16 protein-coding genes and 1 pseudogene are annotated in these 21,221 nt (G+C 71.8%); 1 reads left to right on the top strand and 16 read right to left on the bottom strand.

All coding sequences use genetic code 11. The features are described from left to right. Nucleotides 1–38 precede the first annotated feature (38 nt). Nucleotides 39–749: a DsbA family protein gene (locus ACFYUZ_RS33165; protein WP_389315544.1), complete on the top strand. Its 711-nt coding sequence runs from the start codon at nt 39–41 to the stop codon at nt 747–749. A 132-nt stretch (nt 750–881) separates the two neighbouring features. Here the strand turns inward: ACFYUZ_RS33165 and ACFYUZ_RS33170 are convergent, their stop codons facing one another. From ACFYUZ_RS33170 to ACFYUZ_RS33245, 16 genes and pseudogenes are all read right to left on the bottom strand, one after another. Further along, nucleotides 882–2,348, bottom strand: a complete 1,467-nt coding sequence (locus ACFYUZ_RS33170) for an MFS transporter (protein WP_389315546.1) — start codon at nt 2,346–2,348, stop codon at nt 882–884. A 120-nt stretch (nt 2,349–2,468) separates the two neighbouring features. Next, complete coding sequence (locus ACFYUZ_RS33175) at nt 2,469–3,695, bottom strand: cytochrome P450 (RefSeq protein ID WP_389315547.1); 1,227 nt, start codon at nt 3,693–3,695, stop codon at nt 2,469–2,471. Nucleotides 3,696–3,952: 257 nt separating this feature from the next. After that, a complete protein-coding gene (locus ACFYUZ_RS33180; RefSeq protein ID WP_389315549.1) occupies nt 3,953–5,671 on the bottom strand; it encodes an AMP-binding protein in 1,719 nt (572 codons plus the stop codon). Next, nucleotides 5,668–6,675 (bottom strand): ketol-acid reductoisomerase, encoded by a 1,008-nt coding sequence (gene ilvC / locus ACFYUZ_RS33185; protein ID WP_389315551.1) that lies wholly within the window; start codon nt 6,673–6,675, stop codon nt 5,668–5,670. The genes ACFYUZ_RS33180 and ilvC overlap by 4 nt, the downstream gene beginning before the upstream one ends. Nucleotides 6,676–6,728: 53 nt before the next feature. Then, nucleotides 6,729–7,226: pseudogene (ilvN, locus tag ACFYUZ_RS33190) on the bottom strand (acetolactate synthase small subunit); the annotation flags it as partial. Nucleotides 7,227–7,253: 27 nt separating this feature from the next. After that, nucleotides 7,254–9,116: an acetolactate synthase large subunit gene (locus ACFYUZ_RS33195; protein ID WP_389315553.1), complete on the bottom strand. Its 1,863-nt coding sequence runs from the start codon at nt 9,114–9,116 to the stop codon at nt 7,254–7,256. A gap of 52 nt (nt 9,117–9,168) precedes the next feature. Further along, a complete protein-coding gene (locus ACFYUZ_RS33200) occupies nt 9,169–10,551 on the bottom strand; it encodes a dihydrolipoamide acetyltransferase family protein (protein WP_389315770.1) in 1,383 nt (460 codons plus the stop codon). Nucleotides 10,552–10,594: 43 nt separating this feature from the next. Continuing rightward, on the bottom strand, nt 10,595–11,617 hold the full coding sequence (locus ACFYUZ_RS33205; RefSeq protein ID WP_389315555.1) for an alpha-ketoacid dehydrogenase subunit beta: 1,023 nt from the start codon (nt 11,615–11,617) through the stop codon (nt 10,595–10,597). Nucleotide 11,618: 1 nt separating this feature from the next. Beyond that, complete coding sequence (gene pdhA, locus ACFYUZ_RS33210) at nt 11,619–12,692, bottom strand: pyruvate dehydrogenase (acetyl-transferring) E1 component subunit alpha (RefSeq protein WP_389315557.1); 1,074 nt, start codon at nt 12,690–12,692, stop codon at nt 11,619–11,621. Continuing rightward, nucleotides 12,689–14,068 carry an acyltransferase family protein gene (locus tag ACFYUZ_RS33215; RefSeq protein WP_389315559.1) on the bottom strand — a complete coding sequence of 460 codons (1,380 nt, stop codon included), beginning with the start codon at nt 14,066–14,068 and terminating at the stop codon, nt 12,689–12,691. The genes pdhA and ACFYUZ_RS33215 overlap by 4 nt, the downstream gene beginning before the upstream one ends. 125 nt (nt 14,069–14,193) lie before the next feature. Further along, on the bottom strand, nt 14,194–15,162 hold the full coding sequence (locus ACFYUZ_RS33220; protein ID WP_389315561.1) for a PDR/VanB family oxidoreductase: 969 nt from the start codon (nt 15,160–15,162) through the stop codon (nt 14,194–14,196). 91 nt (nt 15,163–15,253) lie between these two features. After that, complete coding sequence (locus ACFYUZ_RS33225; protein ID WP_389315563.1) at nt 15,254–16,219, bottom strand: fumarylacetoacetate (FAA) hydrolase; 966 nt, start codon at nt 16,217–16,219, stop codon at nt 15,254–15,256. A gap of 97 nt (nt 16,220–16,316) precedes the next feature. Then, the gene (locus ACFYUZ_RS33230) at nt 16,317–17,612 is read right to left on the bottom strand and encodes a pyridoxal phosphate-dependent aminotransferase (protein ID WP_389315565.1); all 1,296 of its coding nucleotides are present in this window, start codon (nt 17,610–17,612) and stop codon (nt 16,317–16,319) included. A 5-nt stretch (nt 17,613–17,617) separates the two neighbouring features. Beyond that, nucleotides 17,618–19,351, bottom strand: a complete 1,734-nt coding sequence (locus ACFYUZ_RS33235) for an AMP-binding protein (protein ID WP_389315567.1) — start codon at nt 19,349–19,351, stop codon at nt 17,618–17,620. Next, on the bottom strand, nt 19,348–20,484 hold the full coding sequence (locus ACFYUZ_RS33240; RefSeq protein ID WP_389315569.1) for a Glu/Leu/Phe/Val dehydrogenase dimerization domain-containing protein: 1,137 nt from the start codon (nt 20,482–20,484) through the stop codon (nt 19,348–19,350). The genes ACFYUZ_RS33235 and ACFYUZ_RS33240 overlap by 4 nt, the downstream gene beginning before the upstream one ends. A 146-nt stretch (nt 20,485–20,630) precedes the next feature. Further along, nucleotides 20,631–21,194, bottom strand: coding sequence for a type 1 glutamine amidotransferase (locus tag ACFYUZ_RS33245; RefSeq protein ID WP_389315571.1), 564 nt, complete (start codon nt 21,192–21,194; stop codon nt 20,631–20,633). Nucleotides 21,195–21,221: the final 27 nt, after the last annotated feature.

Here is a 21,221-nt window from a genome sequence, read left to right on the forward strand (position 1 = left end):
TAGTCGACGTTCGTCGTTCCCGCAGAGAGGCAATCGCCGTGAAGGTAGAGATCTGGTCGGACATCACCTGCCCCTGGTGCTACGTCGCCCAGGCCCGGTTCGAGAAGGCGCTGGCCGTCTTCCCGCACCGCGCCGGCGTCGAAGTGGTCCACAAGTCGTACGAGTTGGAGCCGGGCCGGGCCAAGGGGGACGTGGAGCCCATCATCAAGGTGCTCATGAAGGGGAAGGGGTGGAGCGAGGCGCAGGCGCTCGCCAACGAGCGGAACCTCACCATCCAGTCCGCCGACGAGGGACTGCCGTACGTCGCCGGGCGCGACCACGGGAGCACCTTCCACATCCACCGGCTGCTGCACTTCGCCAAGGCCCGCGGCAAGCAGCACGAGCTGGTGAAGGCGCTCTACCGGGCCAACTTCGCCGAGGAGGAGTCGATCTTCGCCGACGACGAGCGGCTCGTCGCGCTCGCCGTCGAGGTCGGGCTCGACGCCGACGCCGCCCGGAGCGTGCTCGCCGCCCCGAACGCCTACGCCGACGAGGTCCGCGCCGACGAGCGCGAGGCCGCCCAACTGGGTGTGTCCGGCGTGCCGTTCTTCGTCTTCGACCGGCAGTACGGCGTCTCCGGCGCCCAGTCCACCGAGGCGTTCACCCGGGCCCTCACCCAGGCCTGGGGCGACCGCTCCCCGCTCCGGGTCGTCGACGGCGCCGACGACGCCCACGCGTGCGGTCCGGACGGGTGCCCCGTTCCCCACTGAGACGCGAGAGACGCCCAGGGGCGGCCTTCCCTCGGGAAGGCCGCCCCTGGCGTGTGCGGGGAGACGGCGGACGGCGCCGTGCTCCGGAAGGGAGGAGCACGGCGCCGTCTGCGACGCACGGGGCGACCCCGCTCAGCCGTTCGCGTGCTGCGGCGCCTTCTCGGACTCGGACAGGTCGCTGCCCTCGACCTTGACGGCGGCCGACGGCGAGTCCTTCTTCAGGGCCAGGGCGAGGATGCCGCCCAGGACCAGGAGGCCGGCGCCGATGTATCCGGCCAGGTGCAGACCCGACAGGATGTCCTCCTTCGCGGCCTCCGCGTAGGTGCCGGAGAAGGTGGAGTTGGCGATCGCGACCAGGAACGCGAGGCCCACCGCGCCGCCGACCTGCTGCGCGGTCGAGGCCATCGCGCTCGCCACGCCCTGCTCCTCCGCGCCCACGCCCGAGCTGGCGGAGGCGAAGACGGAGACGAAGACGAGACCGCCGCCGATGCCCCAGATGACGGAGCCGGGCAGCAGGGCGTAGAAGGAACCGCCGACCGACATGCCGAGGACGGTCACCGCGATGCCGGCGGCGTTGACGATCATGCCGGTCGACAGCGTGGCGCGCATGCCGTACCGCTCCATGAACTTCGGCGCGAGCTTGCCCGAGCCGATGATCGAGACCAGCGTGAGCGGCAGGAAGGCGAGGCCCGCCTGGATCGCGCTGTAGCCGAGGATCGGCTGCACGTAGGTGGTGAAGGTGTAGTACGCGCCGGCCAGCGCCGTCTGGAAGACGAAGAGGACGGCCATGGCGACGACCAGCGGCCGGTTCTTCAGGAGCCGGAGCGGCATGAGCGGGTTGGCGGTCTTCGCCTCGGTGACGAAGAAGGCGGCGAGCAGGACGACACCGAGGATCAGGGCACCGAGGGTCAGGCGCGAGGTCCAGCCCTCGTCGGGGCCGGTCACCAGGCCGGTGACGATCGCGGAGACGCCGATCGTGGCGAGCAGCGCGGCCGGGATGTCGAAGCCCTTGGAGAGGTTCGCCGGTCCGTCCGGACGGATCGCCTTCGGGGCCGGCAGCAGGGCGATCAGCGCCAGCGGGATGTTGACGAAGAAGATCCAGCGCCAGGAGACCAGGTCGGTCAGCACACCGCCGAGCAGGGCGCCGGCCGCGAGGCCGAGCGAGCCGGCGGCGCCCCAGGCGGCGAACGCCTTGGTGACCTGGGCGCCCTCGAAGGAGGTGGCGATCAGGGCGAGCACCGCCGGGAAGAGCAGCGCGCCGCCGACGCCCTGGAGGAGACGGGCGCCGATGAGGACGCCCTGGGTGGTGGCGAGACCGCCGGCGAGCGAGGCGACGGCGTAGAAGGTGAGGCCGGTCATGAAGAGCCGGCGGGCACCGATGCGGTCGACGGCGCGGCCGCCGAAGAGCAGCAGACCGCCGAAGGCCACCGCGTAGGCGGAGACGACCCATTGCAGTGACTGGGCCGAGAAGCCGAGGGCGGTGCCGATGTCGGGCAGCGCGACGTAGACGATGTTGAGGTCGACGCTGATGATGAACTGGGAGAAGGCCAGCAGGAAGAGGACGAGTCCTGTCTTCTTTGCCGGTGTCGACGTGGTCACAAGACCTCCATGGTCTTCATGGTCTTTCTTTTTCCGGGGGGTTCGTCCACGGCGGGCGGGGCGCCGCCGCGCAGTCGAGCGGTCTGCGCGGCGACACCCGGGGGCGTCCGTGACGAGGGCTCAGCCGAAGCGCAGCTGAAGTTCGTTGGGGCCGGTGATGCCGATCGCGGGGCGCCAGGTGACGTCGCCGACGACCTTCGGGGCGCCGAGGCGGCGGGCGAGCGCGGGCAGCGCCTCCGTGATCTCCATCCGGGCGAGGGGGGCGCCCAGGCAGTAGTGCGGGCCGCCGCCGAACTGCATCACGGCCGTCTTGCGGTCCGCCGTGATGTCGAAGACGTCACCGCCGGGGTAGGCGAGCGGGTCGCGCTGCACCGCCTGCACGCCGATCATGAACATCGTGCCCTCGGGGATCCGCTGCCCGCGGAACTCGATGTCCTCGGCCGCGTAGCGGTACACGGCGTTGGAGGAGGGGCGCCAGCGCATGACCTCCTCGACCGCCCGCGGGGCGAGCTCGGGGCGCTCGCGGAGCAGGGCCCACTGGTCGGGGTGCTCGGAGAAGGTGACCATGGCGTTGGCCAGCTGGAGGCGCGTGGTGTCGTGCGCGGCGAACACCATGGTGACGACGAGGTTGCGGAGCTCCTCGAGGCTGACCCGGGCCCCGTCGACGTCCTCCTTCTGGGCGGTGACGAGGGCGGAGATGAGGTCCTGGGTCGGCGCCTCGGCCTTCTTGGCCATGAGGGCGTCCACGTACTCGTAGAGGCCGACGACGGCGGCCTCGACGCGGCCCGGTATGTCGCCGCCGAGGGCGAGGCTGAAGACGAGGCCGATCTCCGAGCTCCAGTTGCTGAAGCGCGGGTAGTCCTCGGCCGGCACGCCGAGCAGCTCGGACATGACGGTCAGCGGCAGCGCGTCGGCGAACGCCTCGAAGAAGTCGACCTCGTCCTTGGCGGCGATCTCGTCGGCGAGGCGCTCGGCGGCCTGCTTGATGACCGGGCGCAGGTTCTCCAGCATGCGCGGGGTGAACGCGCGGCCGACGAGACCGCGCAGCCGGCGGTGGCTGTCGCCGTCCTGGTTCACCAGGCCGTTGACGAACCAGTCGTAGACGGGGCCGCCGCTGATGCCGTTCTGCTCCATGAAGCCGGTGCCGTTGTGGGTCAGCCGGCTGTCCCGGACCAGCTCCGACGCCTCCGCGTGGCGCAGGACGAGCATGCCGAGCGGGGTCTCGGCGTACCAGCCCGCGGCCTGGGCCCGGACGACCTCGGGCAGGTCGAAGCGGAACTCGGGGTCGATGACGTTGATGAACGGGACCTCGGAGGACTCCGGCACGGACAGGGTTTCCGCTGACATGTCTTGACCGTCCTTGAGAGGGATCGGAGGGGAAGGAGGAACTCGGAATGCGGAGCTCGGAACTCGGATCTCGCGGCTCGCTTATCGTGAGATTACATAGCTACCGTTCGGTAACCTTTGTCGAGCGGGGCGCCCGGGAGCGGGTTTGGCAACTTGCCAAACCCGCTTCGAATCAGCCGACTTGACTTGCGCCGAACCGGTCCGGCCCGAGGCGGACCGACGCGGGCCGGACCGACCTAGACCGGTCCGGCCCGTGATCAGCGGAAGTCGCTGTCGCGGTACTCCGCCGAGGAACCGCCCGTGGCCGCCGCCCGCAGCTCGACACGGCGGATCTTGCCCGACACCGTCTTCGGCAGCGGGCCGAACTCGATGCGCCGGATCCGCTTGTACGGGGCCAACGCCTCCCGCGCGTAGGCGAAGAGGCTCTCGGCCGTGTCCGGGCCCGCCTCGAAGCCGTCCGCGAGGACCACGTACGCCTTCGGGACGGCGAGCCGCAGCGGGTCGGGCGCAGGGACGACGGCCGCCTCCGCGACCGCCTCGTGCTCCAGGAGCACGCTCTCCAGCTCGAACGGGCTGATCTTGTAGTCGGACGCCTTGAAGACGTCGTCCGAGCGGCCCACGTAGGTGATCCGGCCGTCCGCCTCGCGGCGGCCGATGTCACCGGTGCGGTAGAAGCCGCCCGCCATGGCCTCGCCCGTCCGCTCCCAGTCGCCGTGGTAGCCGGTCGTCAGGCCCACCGGCCGGGCCGGGCCCGACAGGTCGAGGCAGATCTCGCCCTCGTCGGCCGGCGCGCCCGAGGGGTCGAGCAGCGTCACCGTGAAGCCGGGCGCGGGGTGGCCCATGGAGCCCGGGACGAGGTCCTGGCCGGGGAAGTTCCCGAGGGCCAGGCTCATCTCGGTCTGCCCGAAGCCGTCCCGGACGGTCACGCCCCAGGCGTCCCGGACCCGCTCGATCACCTCGGGGTTGAGCGGCTCCCCCGCCCCCACCGCCTCGCGCGGCGGCGTCCTCAGCCGGCCGAGGTCGGACTGGATGAGCATCCGCCACACGGTGGGCGGGGCGCAGAAGGAGGTGACCCCCACCCGGTCCATCTCGAACATCAGCCGGGTCGCGTCGAACCGCTCGTAGTTGAACACGAAGACGGTGGCCTCGGCGTTCCACGGCGCGAAGAGGTTAGACCAGGCGTGCTTGGCCCAGCCCGGCGAGGAGATGTTCAGGTGCACGTCCCCGGGGCGCAGCCCGATCCAGTACATGGTCGACAGGTGGCCGACGGGGTACGAGAGATGGGTGTGCTCCACCAGCTTCGGCGCCGAGGTCGTCCCGGAGGTGAAGTAGAGCATCAGCAGGTCGTCGGCGCGGGTCGGCCCGTCGGGCTCGAACCCTCCCCCGTACGCCTCGAAGCGCTCGTACGGCAGCCAGCCCGCCGCCGCGTCGGCCGGGGTGCCGCCGGCCAGGATCCGGGTGTACGACCCCGGCACCCCGTCGAACTTCGCCCGGTCCGCCGCCCGGACGACGACGTGCTCCACCCGGGCCCGCTCGATCCGGTCGCGCAGGTCCACCGGGCCGAGCTGCGGGGTCGCCGGGGTGAGGACGGCCCCCAGCTTCATCGCCGCGAGGGCGGTCTCCCACAGCTCCACCTGGTTGCCGAGCATGACGAGGATCCGGTCGCCGGACCGGACGCCCTGGGCGCGCAGCCAGCCCGCGAGCCGCGAGGAGCGGGCGGAGAGGCGGGCGAAGGAGTGCCGGGACTCGCGGCCGTCCTCCTCCACGATGTGCAGGGCGGTGCGCTCGTTGCCCTCGGCGATCACGTCGAACCAGTCGAGCGCCCAGTTGAAGTGCTCGGGCCGGGGCCAGACGAAGCCCTCGTACGCGGCCCGGTAGTCGCCGTACCGGGCGAGGAGGAAGTCGCGGGCCGCCCGGAACCCGGCCGTGGCGGCGGTTCCGGGGCCGGCCCCGACCAGGGTGTCCGAGGCGGTCACGCGGCCGTCTCCTCGTCGTTCACCCAGCTCATGAGCTTGCGCAGCTCCTTGCCGGTGGTCTCCAGGAGGTGGTTGCCGTCCTGGGACTTGTACGCGTCGTACTTCTTCAGGCCGCCGTGGTACTCGGCCATCCACTCCTTGGCGAAGGTGCCGTCCTGGATCTCCGCGAGGACCTTCTTCATCTCGGCCTTGGTGGCGTCGGTGATGATCCGCGGGCCGGTGACGTAGTCGCCCCACTCGGCGGTCTCGGAGACCGACCAGCGCATCTTCTCCAGGCCGCCCTCGTACATGAGGTCGACGATGAGCTTCAGCTCGTGCAGGCACTCGAAGTAGGCGATCTCCGGCTGGTAGCCGGCCTCGGTCAGGGTCTCGAAGCCCGCCTTCACCAGGGCCGCGGTGCCACCGCAGAGGACGGCCTGCTCGCCGAACAGGTCGGTCTCGGTCTCCTCGGTGAAGGTCGTCCTGATGACGCCGGCGCGGGTGCCGCCGATGGCCTTGGCGTACGAGAGCGCCAGCGCGAAGGCGTTGCCGGTGGCGTCCTGCTCGACGGCCGCGATGCACGGGACGCCGCGGCCCTCCTCGTACTGACGGCGGACCAGGTGGCCCGGGCCCTTCGGGGCGACCAGGGCGACGTCGACGCCGGCCGGGGGCTCGATGAAGCCGAAGCGGACGTTGAAGCCGTGGGCGAAGAAGAGGGCCTTGCCGTCCGTCAGATGGGGGGCGATGGACTCCTCGTAGACCTGGGCCTGGAGGGGGTCCGGGATGAGGATCATGATGACGTCGGCCTCGGCGGCGGCCTCGGTCGGCGTCACCACGCGCAGGCCCTGCTCCTCGGCCTTGGCCTTGGACTTCGAGCCCTCGTGCAGACCGACGCGGACGTCGACGCCCGAGTCACGGAGCGACAGCGCGTGGGCGTGGCCCTGGCTGCCGTAGCCGATCACCGCGACCTTGCGGCCCTGGATGGTCGAGAGGTCGGCGTCGGCATCGTAGAAGAGCTCGGCCACGGGGATTCTCCTTGGATCGGGAAGGGAACGGGCGGATGGGAGGGGGAGGGGTACGAGGAGGCGCTCAGGACCTCGGGACCGCGGCCGATGGCGACGGTGCCGGACTGGACCAGTTCGGAGATGCCGAACGGGCCGAGCATCGTGAGCAGCGCGTCGAGCTTGTCGCGGGTGCCGGTCGCCTCGATCGTGACGGCCTCGGGCGAGACGTCCACGATCCGGGCGCGGAAGAGTTTCACGAGGTCGACGACCTGCGAGCGGGTGTCGTGGCAGGCGCGGACCTTCACGAGGACCAGCTCGCGGCGGATCGCGGAGCCCGGCTCCAGTTCGACGACCTTCAGGACGTTGACCAGCTTGCCGATCTGCCGCACGACCTGGGTCAGCGGGCAGACCTCCGCGTCCACGACGATCGTGATGCGGGAGACGGCGGGATCCTGCGTCGTGCCCTCGGAGACGGAGTCGATGGTGAAGCCCCGGCGTGCGAAGAGGGACGTGGTGCGGGCGAGGACGCCCGGCTTGTTCTCGACGAGGACCGAGAGCGTGTGGGTGGACATGGCGGTTTCCCTTTCTCTCCGTCTTCTTCAGTCGTCTTCGCCGTCGCCGAAGTCGGGGCGGACGCCCCGCGCGGCCATGACCTCGTCGTTGGAGGTGCCGGCGGCCACCATCGGCCAGACCTGCGCGTCCTCGTGGACGATGAAGTCGATCACCACCGGGCGGTCGTTGATCGCGTTGGCCTCGGCGATGACCTTGTCCAGGTCGGCCGGATCCTCACAGCGCAGCGCCACACAGCCCATCGCCTCGGAGAGCTTGACGAAGTCCGGCACCCGGGTGCCCCTGTTCGCCCGGACCTCGTCCGGACCGGAGTGCAGCACCGTGTTGGAGTAGCGCTGGTTGTAGAACAGCGTCTGCCACTGCCGGACCATGCCCAGCGCACCGTTGTTGATGATGGCGACCTTGATCGGGATGTTGTTCAGCGCGCAGGTGACCAGTTCCTGGTTGGTCATCTGGAAGCAGCCGTCACCGTCCACCGCCCAGACCGTGCGGTCCGGCATGCCGGCCTTGGCACCCATCGCGGCCGGCACCGCGTAGCCCATCGTCCCCGCGCCGCCGGAGTTCAGCCAGGTCGCCGGCTGCTCGTAGTCGATGAAGTGGGCGGCCCACATCTGGTGCTGACCCACCCCCGCCGCGAAGATCGTGCCCTCGGGGGCGAGCTGCCCGACGCGCTGGATGACCTGCTGCGGCGACAGCGAACCGTCCTCCGGCAGGTCGTAGCCCAGCGGATAGGTCTCGCGCCAGCGGCTCAGATCCGACCACCAGGCGGTGTAGTCGCCCCGGTTGCCCTCGCTGTGCTCGGCCTGGACGGCCTGGACCAGGTCGGCGATGACCTCGCGGGCGTCACCGACGATCGGGACGTCGGCCGCGCGGTTCTTGCCGATCTCGGCCGGGTCGATGTCCGCATGGACGATCTTGGCGTACGGGGCGAAGCTGTCGAGCTTGCCGGTGACGCGGTCGTCGAAGCGGGCGCCGAGGGCGACGATCAGGTCGGCCTTCTGCAGCGCGGTCACCGCGGTGACCGCACCGTGCATGCCCGGCATGCCGACGTGCAGCGGGTGGCTGTCGGGGAACGCACCCAGCGCCATCAGGGTGGTGGTGACCGGGGCGCCGGTGAGCTCGGCGAGGATCCTCAGCTCGGCCGTCGCACCGGACTTGATGACGCCGCCGCCGACGTACAGGACCGGCCGCTTGGCGGCGCTGATCAGCTTGGCGGCCTCGCGGATCTGCTTGGCATGCGGCTTGGTCACCGGGCGGTAGCCGGGCAGGTCCGTCTGCGGCGGCCAGCTGAACGTGGTCTTCGCCTGCAGGGCGTCCTTGGCGATGTCGACCAGGACCGGGCCCGGGCGGCCGGTGGAGGCGATGTGGAAGGCCTCCGCGATCGTCCGCGGGATGTCCTCGGCCCTGGTGACGAGGAAGTTGTGCTTGGTGATCGGCATCGTGATGCCGCAGATGTCCGCCTCCTGGAAGGCGTCCGTACCGATCGCCTTCGACGGCACCTGACCCGTGATCGCGACGAGCGGGACCGAGTCCATGTAGGCGTCCGCGATCGGCGTCACCAGGTTCGTCGCTCCCGGACCCGAGGTCGCCATGCAGACGCCGACCTTGCCGGTCGCCTGGGCGTAACCCGTCGCCGCGTGCCCGGCCCCCTGCTCGTGCCGGACGAGGACGTGGCGCACCCGCTGCGAGTCCATCATCGGGTCGTAGGCGGGAAGGATCGCGCCGCCGGGGATGCCGAAGACGGTGTCGGCGCCCACCTCCTCAAGAGAGCGGATCAGCGACTGCGCACCGGTCACGTGCTCGACGGCGGTGTCGAACCGTCCTCCCGGCCGGGGCGGAGCGGCGGCGGACAAGCGGTCGGTCCCCGCGCTGTGTTGCACGGCGTTCGTCATGTGAATCCCCACTGCCGTTGGGTGAGTTTGCTGGCATGTCGGCGGAGGCACCTCATCCCCGGGTCAGGAACCGCTTGGGCTGCTCGAGAAGCCCGGCCACGTCGGCGAGGACCTTGGAGCCCAGCTCTCCGTCGACCAGCCGGTGGTCGAAGGAGAGGGCGAGAGTGGTGACCTGACGGGGCTTCACCTTTCCCTTGTGCACCCAGGGCTGGAGCCTGATGGCGCCGACGGCGAGGATCGCCGCCTCCCCGGGGTTGAGGATCGGTGTGCCGGTGTCGACGCCGAAGACGCCGACGTTGGTGATGGTCACGGTGCCGTCCGCCATGGCCGAGGGCGGGGTCTTGCCCTCCTTGGCCGCTGCCACGAGCTCGCCGAGGTCGCCGGCGAGGCGGGGAAGCGTCTTGGTGTGGGCGTCCTTGATGTTCGGCACGATGAGGCCGCGCGGGGTGGCCGCGGCGATACCCAGGTTCACGTCATGGCGGATGACGATCTCCTGGTTCATCTCGTCCCAGGACGCGTTGATCTCGGGGTTGCGCTTGATCGCGACGAGCAGGGCCTTCGCGACGAGGAGGAGCGGGGTGACGCGGAGGCCGGCCATGTCGGGGTCGGTCCGCAGCTCCTCGACGAGCTTCATCGTGCGCGTCACGTCGACCGTCACGAACTCGGTGACGTGCGGGGCGGAGAAGGCGCTCGCCACCATGGCCCGGGCCGTGGCCCTCCGTACGCCCTTCACGGGGATACGGGTCACCCGGGCGCCGCCGGAGGCCTCCGTGGCCGGGGCCGCCACCGGTTCCGGGGCCGGCGTCCGCTCCGGGACGGTGGACCGCCGCTCGGGCTCCGGCTGCGGGGCCGGGGCCGCCGCGCGGTGGACGTCCTCCCGGCTGATGATCCCGTCGAGGCCGGTCGGGGTGACCGTCGTCAGGTCCACGCCGAGGTCCTTGGCGAGCTTCCGCACCGGAGGCTTGGCCAGCGGCCGGACCGGCGCGGCGGCCGGCTCCACCACGGCCGGCTCCACCGGGGCCGCCACCGGCTCCGGTGCGGGAGCCGTCGTCGGCCGCGGCTCCCGCTCCGGTACGGCGGTGACGGCCGCCCCCTGCCTGCGCGGCCGGCGGCGGGTCGGGCCCTCGGAGACGCCGTAGCCCACCAGGACCGGCTCCCGGGCGGGAGCGGACGGGGTCGCGGGAGCCGTAGGAGCCGCGGCCACCGGGGCCGCGGCGGCCGTCGCCACGGAGATGATCGGCCTGCCGACGTCGACGGTGGCGCCCTCCGGGTGGTGCAGCTCGTGCACCACCCCGTCGTACGGGATCGGCAGCTCGACGGCGGCCTTCGCGGTCTCGACCTCGCACACCACCTGGCCGTCGGTGACGGTGTCGCCGGGCTTGACGTACCAGGTGAGGATCTCGGCCTCGGTGAGCCCCTCGCCCACGTCGGGCATCGTGAACTCGCGGACGTGCTGTTCGGTCACGGGTGCTCTCTCCTCAGTACGCCAGCGAGCGGTCGACGGCGTCGAGCACGCGGTCCAGGCCGGGCAGGTACTCGTCCTCCAGGCGCGCCGGCGGGTACGGCGCGTGGTAGCCGCCGACCCGGAGCACCGGGGCCTCCAGGTGGTGGAAGCAGCGCTCGGTGATCCGGGCGGCGATCTCCGCTCCGGAGCCGAAGAAGACGGGAGCCTCGTGGACGACGACGAGCCGGCCGGTCTTCTCCACCGACGCCTGGATGGTGTCGAAGTCGATCGGGGAGACCGACCGCAGGTCGACCACCTCCAGGCTGTGGCCCTCGCGCTCCGCCTCGGCGGCGCTGTCCAGGCAGGTCTTCACCGTCGGCCCGTACGCGAGGAGCGTGGCGTCCCGGCCCTCGCGGACCACGTGGGCGCGGTGCGGGTCGCCGGGGGCGGTCTCCGTGTCGACCTCGCCCTTCTCGTAGTAGCGGCGCTTGGGCTCGAAGAAGATGACCGGGTCGTCGGACGCGATCGCCTGCCGCAGCATCCAGTACGCGTCGGAGGCGTTCGACGGGGACACGATCCGGAGGCCGGCGACGTGCGCGAAGAGCGCCTCGGGGGACTCCGAGTGGTGCTCGACGGCGCCGATGCCGCCGCCGTACGGGATCCGGATGACGACGGGCAGCTTGATCCGGCCCAGCGAGCGGGCGTGCATCTTCGCGAGCTGCGTGACGATCTGGTCGTAGCCGGGGAAGACGAAGCCGTCGAACTGGATCTCCACCACCGGCCGGTAGCCGCGCAGGGCGAGACCGATGGCGGTGCCGACGATGCCGGACTCGGCGAGCGGGGTGTCCATCACCCGGCTCTCGCCGAAGTCCTTCTGCAGACCGTCGGTGATCCGGAAGACGCCTCCGAGCCTGCCGACGTCCTCGCCCATGACCAGGACCTTGGGGTCCTGCTCCATGGCGGCGCGCAGCGCCTCGTTGATGGCCCGGCCCAGGGGCAGCGTCCGCGTCGCGGGGCGCACCCCGTCCGTCGCGCGCGCGACCGTGAGGGTCGTCATCTCAGTTCCCTCCTGTGGCGGCGAAGGACGCCTCGTAGCGGCGGAACGCGGCGCGCTCCTCGTCGACCAGCGCGTGCGGGTCCGCGTAGACGTGCTCGAAGATCGCCTCGGTGTCGGGGGCGGGCATGGAGCGCACCTGCTCGCGCAGGCCCTGCGCCAGCTCGCCGGCCTCCTGGTCGACGGCGTCGAAGTACGTCTCGTCGGCGGCGCCGAGGTCGAGCAGATGGGCCTTGAGGCGGGCGATCGGGTCCCGGCCCGCCCACACCTCCACCTCGGCGGAGTCCCGGTACTTGGTGGGGTCGTCGGAGGTGGTGTGGGCGCCCATCCGGTAGGTGAAGGCCTCGACGAGCATCGGGCCCTCGCCGCGGCGGGCGCGTTCCAGGGCCGCCCTGGTCACGGCGAGGCAGGCGAGGACGTCGTTGCCGTCGACGCGGACGCCGGGGAAGCCGAAGCCGTCGGCGCGGCGGTGGATCGGGACGCGGGTCTGCCGCTCGGTCGGCTCGGAGATCGCCCACTGGTTGTTCTGGCAGAAGAACACGACCGGCGCGTTGTAGACGGCGGCGAAGTTGAACGCCTCGCTGACGTCGCCCTGGCTGGTGGCGCCGTCGCCGAAGTAGGCGATCACGGCGGTCTCGTCGCCGTCCTTGGCGACGCCCATCGCGTAGCCGGTGGCGTGCAGCGTCTGCGAGCCGATGACCAGGGTGTAGAGGTGGAAGCCGCGCTCGGTGGGGTCCCAGCCGCCGTTGTTGACGCCCCGGAACATGGCGAGCAGGTTGACCGGGTCCACCTCCCGGCAGAGCGCGACGGCGTGGTCGCGGTAGCTGGGGAAGACGTGGTCGCCGGTGCCGAGGGCGCGGGCGGAGCCGACCTGGGCGGCCTCCTGGCCGAGCAGCGAGGGCCACAGGCCGAGCTCGCCCTGGCGCTGGAGGGTGACGCCTTCGCCGTCGACGCGGCGGGCGAGGACCATGTCGCGGTAGAGGCCGCGCAGTTCCTCGTGGCCGAGGTCGATGTCGTAGTCGGGGTGCCGGACGCGCCGGCCCTCGGGGGTGAGCAGCTGGACGGCGTCGGTGCTCACAGTCCCTTCCCCCCGTCGGCCCCGGCGGACGCCGGGACGGTGACGGCGGGCGCGTGCTCGGTCTCGACGGCGGTCTGTCCGGTCACGGCGGCGGCCCGCGACGCGGCGACCTTCGCGGCGGCCGCGGCCTTGGCGGCCTTCGCGGCCTCGGCGGCCTCCCGGTCCTTGCGGGAGCGCGACCAGCGGCGGGTGAGCGGGACCTCCACCCAGGAGTAGAGCGCCCAGGCGAGGAGGACGGAGACGGCGAGCTCGCCGAGGAGGATGCCCAGGGCGGCCGGGGTGTCGTAGAGCCGGTCGCCGAGGAGGTGGCGGGTGTACTCCAGGACCGTGAAGTGGACCAGGTAGAAGGCGAAGGAGATCTCTCCGAGCCAGACCATCGTCCGGTTGCGGAAGATCGTGAACCGGCCCTCGTTGTCGGCGATGGCGCCGGCGGCTATCAGCAGGGCGGCCGGGACGACGCAGACCAGGCGGATGCCCCACAGCCACGGCACGTACAGGCCGACGACGTAGGTGACGGCGAGCAGCAGGCCCGACCAGGCCATGCCGATGTTGCGCCAGCGGCCGAGGACGACGGCGCGGCCGACGAGCATGCCGAGCGCGAAGTCGAGGAGTCGGCCGGCCGGCAGGACGTAGGCGAACCAGAAGTAGTTGGCGGACTGGCCGGGCTCGTTGGGGACGACCGCGGTGCCGACGGGGATGATCGCGTACGTGACCAGCGGGGTCGCGGCGATGGCGGCGATGACGCCGCCGATCCAGTACTTGAGCCGGTGCGCGGGGATCTTCTTGAGGACCAGGAACAGCGCCGGGAAGGCGGCGTAGAAGAAGGCCTCGGCCGAGAGGGACCAGCTCACGTTGTTGACGGCGAAGTTGGTGGGGACGTCCGGCACCCAGGACTGCAGCATGAAGAGGCTGAGGAAGCCCTGCGCGGGGGTGGTGGGGGCGCCGTCGACGCCGTTGACGAGGACCAGGGCGAGGATCCAGCCCACGAGGTACGGCGGGACGATCTTGGCGAAGCGGCGGCGCCAGAACGCCTTGGCGGTGTCGCCCTCGCGGGCGGACCAGATCAGGATGAAGCCGCTCAGCATGAACCAGAACGGCATGGTGAGGCCCGCGACCATGCCCAGCGAGTGGTAGATCCCGCGCTCCACGCCGGAGTCGGCGAAGATCCGGATGCTGGCGAAGGGCAGGACCGCGTGGAAGGTGAACACCAGCAGTGCGGCCGGGAAGCGCAGACCGGTCAGCGTGGGCAGCCGGCTCACGCGGGGCGCTGCCGCCTCCGCGGGACGTGCGCCGCCGGCCGGGGTGCCGCCGGGGACGCCCTTTCCGGTACCGGGGGACGCGGCGGTGTCCGCTCTTGTGAGGCTCTCGATGCTCACGGAACTCTCTCTCCTTGGATGGATGCGCATGGGAGGGGGTGCTGGTGAGGGGTGCGGGGCCGTGCTGGGAGTGGGGGGTGGGGAATGCGGGGCCGTGCCGGGGAGGGGTGCGGAGGGGGGGTGCCTCAGATGTCGAGGACCAGGCGCTTCGAGGCGCAGCGCGAGACGCAGATCATCATCACGTCGCCGGCCTCCTGCTCCGCAGGGCTGAGCAGGGAGTCCCGATGGTCCGGGACGCCGTCGAGGACACCGGTCTCGCAGGTGCCGCAGACGCCCTCGCGGCAGGAGGCGTCCACGTAGATCCCGGCGTCGTCGAGGACGTCGACGATCGACTCGTCGGGGCCGACGGTGACGGTCTGCCCGGAGCGGACGCACTCGACCTCGAAGGAGCTCTCGCCGCCCTCGGGGGCCGGGACGGCGACGCCGGCGAAGCGCTCGACGTGCAGCCGGTCGGCGATGCCGAGCTCGGCGCAGACCTCCAGGGCGCCGTCCATCAGGGCCTGCGGGCCGCAGCAGTAGACGTGGGCGCCCTCGGGGAGCCGCCCGAGGACCTGTCGGAGGTCCATGCGGCCGCGCTCGTCCTTGGGGTGCAGCTCCACGGTGCCGCCGTGCGCGGCGAGGGCGGTGAGCTCCTCGCCGAAGGCCATCGTGGAGCGGGACCGGCCGGCGTACCAGAGCTGCCAGGGCTTGCCGCGCGCTCCGGCCTCGCGGGCCTGGGCGAGCAGCGGGGTGACGCCGATGCCGCCGGCGACGAACGCGTACGCGTCGGCGTCGGCGAGCGCGAAGTGGTTGCGGGGGCCGCGCACGGTGACGGTCGCGCCGGGCCGCAGCTCCTCGTGGACGAAGGAGGAACCGCCGCGCGAATCGGGCGACTTGAGGACCGCGATGCGGTAGGAAGCGGTGTCCTCGGGGTCGCCGCAGAGGCTGTACTGCCGGACCTGGTCACCGGCGTACAGGTCGATGTGCGCGCCCGGCGCCCAGTCGGGGAGCGGTTTGCCGTCGGGGCTCACCAGTTCGACGGACAGGACGTCGTCGGCCTCCCACGTCATCCGGCGTACCAGCAGGTCGAACGGGTTCTCCTCGGTGGTGCTCATGGCTCGTCCTCCTTACCGGCGTCGGGGGCCGGGGGTCGGTGGGGCAAGGGGGACGGGCCCCCCCGCGGGAGGGGGCCCGGATCGCTCGGCGCTACGCCGCGGCCTCGACGGCCTCGGCGGCGTCGGCGGTCTCCGCGGCGTCGGCGACCTCGGCGGTCTCGGCGGCGCGGTCGGCCTCCCTGCCGAACCGGATGGAGTTGGCGAAGCTCACGTCGTGGCTCTTGACGTCGATGACCACGCGGTCGCCGTCGGCGATGCGGAAGCCGTCGTGGAAGCTGGCCTCGTCGGCGCCGAGGAGGACGTAGTTGACCATCCCGGGGCGGCGGATCGCCGGGTAGGTGAAGAGGTTGTCCATCATGTCCCGCACCTTGAAGTAGAGGGCGCTCTCGCCGCAGTCGAAGTCGCCCTCCCAGGCGGACACGCCGTCGCGCTCGATGGTGACGCGGCCGGTGACGGTGGTCGGCGGGGGGCCGAGGAAGACGAAGGGCGAGAGGGAGGTGTCGCTGAGCTTGCAGTACGGGTTCCAGCCCGGGTTCAGCCGGTGCAGGCCGATGTCGCACAGGTCGTTGCCGAAGGTGTAGCCGACGTAGTGCGGGTCGCCGTTGTCGTCGTTGACGTACACGAGGGCGACCTCGGGCTCCTCGATCAGCGCGACGGCCTTCTCCGGGACGACGAGGGGCTCCTCGGGCATCCGGATCCAGGAGCCGAAGCCCTTGAAGAACCAGTTGGGGGCGACGAAGGGGGTCTCGTCGGTGGGCTCGTCCTCGTACTTGGACTTGTGGGTGCGCATGAAGCCGCTCAGCAGCGCGTTCCCGGAGCCGGGGAGCAGCGGCGGCAGGAAGCGCAGCTCGGGGTCGTCGGTGGCGACGACGATCTGCCCGCCCTCGCCGGTGACGGAGGCGATGACGGCCTCGGGCGACGAGGCGGCGATGAACTCCGCCCGCAGCCGGCCGTCGGCGACCGGGAAGAGCGTCAGCGGATCGCCGGCGGCCGGCTTCTCGAAGCCCGCGTACCGCTCGCCCTTGTACTCGGCTTCGAACAGGATGGAGATGGACATGTCGGTCGGCCCTCCTAGGCCGGGGCGGCGGCAGGGCCGCCGGGGAAGGGTCCGGACGCCGGCCGGGGGCCGGCATCCGGAAGCTGGAAGGGGGGGGTCAGGCGGGGATCCGCACGGCGGCGCCCGCCGTGAGGTCCGCGAGGACCTCCTCGACCCGGTCGAGGGAGGCGCGGATCCAGTCGAGCGCGAGCGGGTCCTCGGCGTGCAGGGCCGCCTGGCAGCGCTCCTCGGTGTCGCCGTACAGGCGGCTGGTGGCCACCCGCAGCCGCAGCGACTCCTCCGCCTCGCCGAAGGCGCTCGCGGGCAGCAGCCCCACGCCGTACCGCTCGACGAGCAGTGCGGCGAGGTCGGCGCCGGTGCGCACCCCGTGGGCCTCGGCCAGGTGGGCGCGGAGCGGCTCGAAGTCCGGGTACAGGTAGCAGGTCGCCACGACCGGCTCCAGGACCGCGCCGGCGGCGGCGAACCGCTCGGCCATCGCGCGGGCCACCGTCTCGTGGAGGCGGCGGCTCGCGGCGATGTGTTCCACGATCTCGTCGGGCTCGGCGAAGGCGTACGCGGCGGCGGCCTGGACGGGGGCGGCGGGGCTGGACCAGATCTGGCTGGCCACGCCCACCAGCCGCTCCCGCAGCCGCTGCCCGGTCTCGCCGGCCGGCAGCCGGGCCACGCCGGTCCGCCAGCCGCCGATCGCGAGGTTCTTGGTGAGGCCGGTGGTGACGACGGTCCGCTCGGGGGCGAAGACCGCCGGGGAGACGGCGGGCGTCGCCACCGGGTCGTACACGAGGTCGCAGTAGATCTCGTCGGAGACGACGACGAGGTCCAGCTCCCGGGCCGCCTCCGCGAGCCGCCGTACGGTCTCGGGGACGGCGATCGTCCCGGTCGGGTTGTCCGGCAGGGTGACGATGACGGAGCGCGGGTCGTGGCCGGCGGCGCGGGCGGCGGCGACCGTCTCGCGCAGCCGGTCGGGGTCGGGCACCCCGCCCTGGCCCGGCAGGGTCGGGACGGGGAAGTGGCGGACGCCGATGAGACCGGCCTGCGCCGCGTAACTGACCCAGCTGGGCGTGGGGATGACGACGTCGCCGCCGACCGCCAGGAGCAGGGCGAAGAGCATCGGCTTGCTCCCGGGGCCGCACACGACCTGGTCCGCGGTGGTGGCGAGACCGCGCCGGTCCCAGTAGCCGGCGGCGGCCTCACGGAGCTCGGGGCTGCCGGCGACGGGGCCGTACGAGCCGAGGTCCGCGGCCTCCGCGAGCCGGGCCCGCAGGCCGGGGTGGACCGGCAGGCCGATCTCGCCGCTCGCCATGGAGAGGACGGACTCGCCGGCCGCGCGGCGTCGGGCGATGGCCTCGTCGGCGGCGAGCGTCGCCGACATGGTGACCTGGTTGGCTTCGGGCACGGTGCTCACGCCTCGCCGTACAGCTCGCGGAGGACCTTCTTCCGGACCTTGCCGGTGAGGGTCTTGGGCAGGGCGTCGATGGTCTCCAGGCGGTCCGGCAGGAACCGCTCGTCGAGCTCCGCCTCCAGGAGGTAGGCGCGCAGCTCCTCCAGCGTCAGGCGCTCGTCGCCGGCGGGGACGACGACCGCCAGGATCGGGTCCTCGACCCGGCCCGCGGGGCCGAGGAGAGTGGTCTCGACGACCTTCGGGTGCCGGTTGATCGTCGACTCGATCTCGGCCAGCGGCACGACCATGCCGTCGCGCTTGATGGCGTCGCTCGCCCGGCACAGGATGCGGATGCCGCCGCGGCCGTCGTCGCGGGCCACGTCACCGGTGTCGAACCAGCCGTCGTCCAGGATCAGCGCCTCGTACTCCGCGTCCCGCTTGTAGTAGCCGAGCGCCTGGGACGCGCCGCGCACCCGGAGCCGGCCGACGGGGGCCCGCTCGGTCGGGTTGATGCACTTGTCGATCCGGATCTCCATCGCGTCGATCGGCCGGCCGTTGCTGTGCGCCGCCCAGTCCTGGTTGTAGTCCAGCTTGGTGATGGTGACCGGGCCGTTCTCGGACATGCCCCACAGCGAGTACGTGCGGGCGCCGAGCATCTCGCGGAGGTCGTCCACCAGGGGCTGGAGGACCTGCGCCGAGCCGGTGACGACGTGCCGCAGGGTGTGCACGTCGCGCGGCTCGTCCCGCTGCGACTGGGCGATGTCGAAGAGCGTCGGCGGGGGACCGTACAGCAGGGTCGCCCCGTACTTCTGCACGAGGTCGAGCAGCGCGTCGTTCTTCCGGCGGTCCTGGAAGGCGATCGTGCCGCCGAGCATGACGCTGGCGAGGATGCCCTGGCCGAAGCCGGAGTAGTGGACCAGCGGGGTGGTCACGGCGGCGACCAGGTGCTCGTCGAGGAGGAAGGTGTCGACGTAGCCGCGGATGGCCGAGTGGACCGTGTTCTGGCTGTGCAGCACGCCCTTCGACTCGCCGGTGGTGCCGGAGGTGAAGAGCACCACGAACGGCTCGTCGGGGCCGCGCTCGCGCCCGGAGAGGTCGCTGTGCACGTCCTCCCAGAGGGTGTCGATGAAGTGGCTGCGGAAGTCGAGGCACCCCTCGGGAGCGGTGCCGTCGACGATCACCACGTGCTCCAGGCCGGGAAGTTCCTGCCGCAGCCGGTTCGCCGTCTCGCCGACCGGGTTGCCCTCCCAGTCCGACATCGTCACGATCACACGAGCCTCGGTGAGGCCGAGCCGGTGGCGCAGCGGCTCCTCCGGCGTGGTCGGGTCGATCGGGCAGATGACGGCGCCGACGCGCAGGCACGCGTACAGCAGCGGCACCATCTCCCACCGGTTGGGGAGCTGGACGGCGACGAAGTCGCCCGGCTTGACGCCCAGTTCGACCAGACCGCCGGCGAACCGGTCGGTGAGCTGCCTCAGCTCGATGTAGTCGAGGGTGTCGGTGCGGGCCTCCTTGATGCGACGGGCGGCCACGGCCAGCTTGTGGGGGCGCAGCCGGGCCTGACGGCGCAGGTCGTCGAGGAAGGTCTCCTCGCGCCACCAGCCGCGCTGGTAGTAGAGCGCCTCGCGGGCCTCGCGGCCGTCCGGCATGGGGCTGGTGATCTCGACGACGGGCATCGTCTCGCGGGTGAGGACGACTCCGTCCACGATCCGCGGCGCCGGTTCGACCGGCGCTTCCTTGACCTCGGTGGTCACGAGCGGTCCTTCCGGCGGGCGGTGAGCAGGGTCGGCAGGGGGTCGCCCGCGTGCGCCGCGGCGATCTCCAGGAGGTCCCGGGTGTTGCGGCGGACACGGTCGCCGACCCAGTCGAAGACCCAGGCCTTGCGGGCGTCCGCCGACAGGTCGAAGGGGACGACGCGGGTGACGGCCAGGGCGGCCGAGGCGGCCCCGCCGATGTTGGCGATCACGCCGGGCACGAGGACGGTGCCGGAGGCCCGCACCTTCTCCTTGGCCTCGTCGCTGGAGCTGAGGTTGCCGCCCTCGACCACCAGGCCGGCGCGTACGCGGTGCGCGTTCTCGGCGTTGATCGCGTGCTTCTGCGCCGCGAGGATCAGCAGGTCGGCCTCCACGTCCAGCCAGGCGTCCTGCTCGTCGGAGACGGTGACGCCCTGCGGCAGGCGGGAGCGGTCGATCTTGCCGAACTCGTCGGTGATCGCGACGAGGTCGGCGACCGGCAGCCGGTCCGCGCTGATGGTGCCCTGGACGTCGGCCACGCCGACGACGGTGTGTCCGCGCTCCTCCAGGAAGTGCGCGACGGCACGGCCCACGGCGCCGAATCCCTGCACCACGACCCGGGCCGGTCCCTTGCGGCCGCTCGCCTCCAGGGCGGTGATCGCGGCGACGCCGACGCCGTGGCCGGTGCAGTCGATCAGCGGCTCGTAGTAGGTGCGCCAGTCGATCGGCATGTCCGGGGCGCCGAGCCGGTAGCGCGGGTCGTAACCGGCCTCCTCGAAGAAGACTGCGCGGTCCGGGGGCGTGACGCCCATGTCGATGCCGAGGTGGATGCCGCCGTGCAGCAGCGGCTTGACGGTGCGGCCGAAGGTGCGGAAGGTCTCCTCGCGGTCGCTGCCGTCGGCGACGATGCCCGCCTTGGCGCCGCCGATGGGGAGGCCGGCGAGGGTGAACTTGTGCGTCATGTCGCGGGCGAGGCCGGCCACCTCCTCCTGGGTGACGCCGGGGGTCATCCGGGTGCCGCCCATGGCCAGACCGTCGTAGAGCGAGTCGACGACGACCCATCCCTTGATGGATCCCCCGCTGCCGTTCAGCGAGACGACGAAAGCCGGATCCTGGGGATCGTCCGTGGTGGGAGTGCCGTTCAGGGAACTCATGGCCAAAAACCTCGTAATCGATTCGATGGGGGCTTCTGTCGGGACTGAAGCGATGTCGGGGACGTGCCGCGGGGCCGTCGGGCGGGGGATGTCGAACGGCCCCGCGGCACGGGTCTGAAGGGGCGGTGGTCAGCCGGCCGTGCCGCTCAGCGGTACGTCTCGGCGAAGCCCCGCAGGATCTCCATCCCGTCGCTGCGGAACTCGAGATGGGCCTGCGCGCCGTAGATGCGTCCGTCGTCGGACCGGAGGAACTCGACCGGGGCGTGCTCCGAGCGGCCGATGGCCCGGAAACCGGCCGGCGCCGCCTGCAGGTACAGGGTGTGGCGGTGGAAGACCGTCACGGTCGGCTTGACGTAGGAGAAGATCGGCTCCTCCTTGTCGACCTGCACCTCGTAGCCGCCGACGCGCTGGGTGCCCTCCTTGAGCTCCCCGCCGTTGGCGACCGCGATGATCTGCATGCCGCCGCAGATCCCGAAGACCGGCACCTTCGCGTTCATCACCAGGTCGATCAGCGGCTTGTAGTAGTCGCCGTCGAAGGCGCGGACCTTGGTGCCGCTCAGGGCGATCGCCTGGTACTTGGGGTCCAGGCGGGCGGGGACCGAGGCGGCGCTCACCACGTCGGTCTCGGAACCCAGGTCCTCGAAGCGCTTGCGCAGCTGCGGAAGGGAGAGCGTTCCGTTGTTGACTACGAGAACCCGGGAAGTCGCCACGAGTTCTGCTCCTCTCGGTGGTCGGGG

This window comes from Streptomyces sp. NPDC004266 (assembly GCF_042874095.1).
Taxonomy (GTDB): domain Bacteria; phylum Actinomycetota; class Actinomycetes; order Streptomycetales; family Streptomycetaceae; genus Streptomyces.

Excerpts from the sequence above, each read along its gene's own strand:
- ACFYUZ_RS33240 (WP_389315569.1), bottom strand. The coding sequence starts at position 20,484 with ATGAGTTCCCTGAACGGCACTCCCACCACGGACGATCCCCAGGATCCG.
- ACFYUZ_RS33225 (WP_389315563.1), bottom strand. The coding sequence starts at position 16,219 with ATGTCCATCTCCATCCTGTTCGAAGCCGAGTACAAGGGCGAGCGGTAC.
- ACFYUZ_RS33175 (WP_389315547.1), bottom strand. The coding sequence starts at position 3,695 with ATGTCAGCGGAAACCCTGTCCGTGCCGGAGTCCTCCGAGGTCCCGTTC.
- ACFYUZ_RS33220 (WP_389315561.1), bottom strand. The coding sequence starts at position 15,162 with ATGAGCACCACCGAGGAGAACCCGTTCGACCTGCTGGTACGCCGGATG.
- ACFYUZ_RS33205 (WP_389315555.1), bottom strand. The coding sequence starts at position 11,617 with ATGACGACCCTCACGGTCGCGCGCGCGACGGACGGGGTGCGCCCCGCG.
- ACFYUZ_RS33200 (WP_389315770.1), bottom strand. The coding sequence starts at position 10,551 with ATGCCCGACGTGGGCGAGGGGCTCACCGAGGCCGAGATCCTCACCTGG.
- ACFYUZ_RS33195 (WP_389315553.1), bottom strand. The coding sequence starts at position 9,116 with ATGACGAACGCCGTGCAACACAGCGCGGGGACCGACCGCTTGTCCGCC.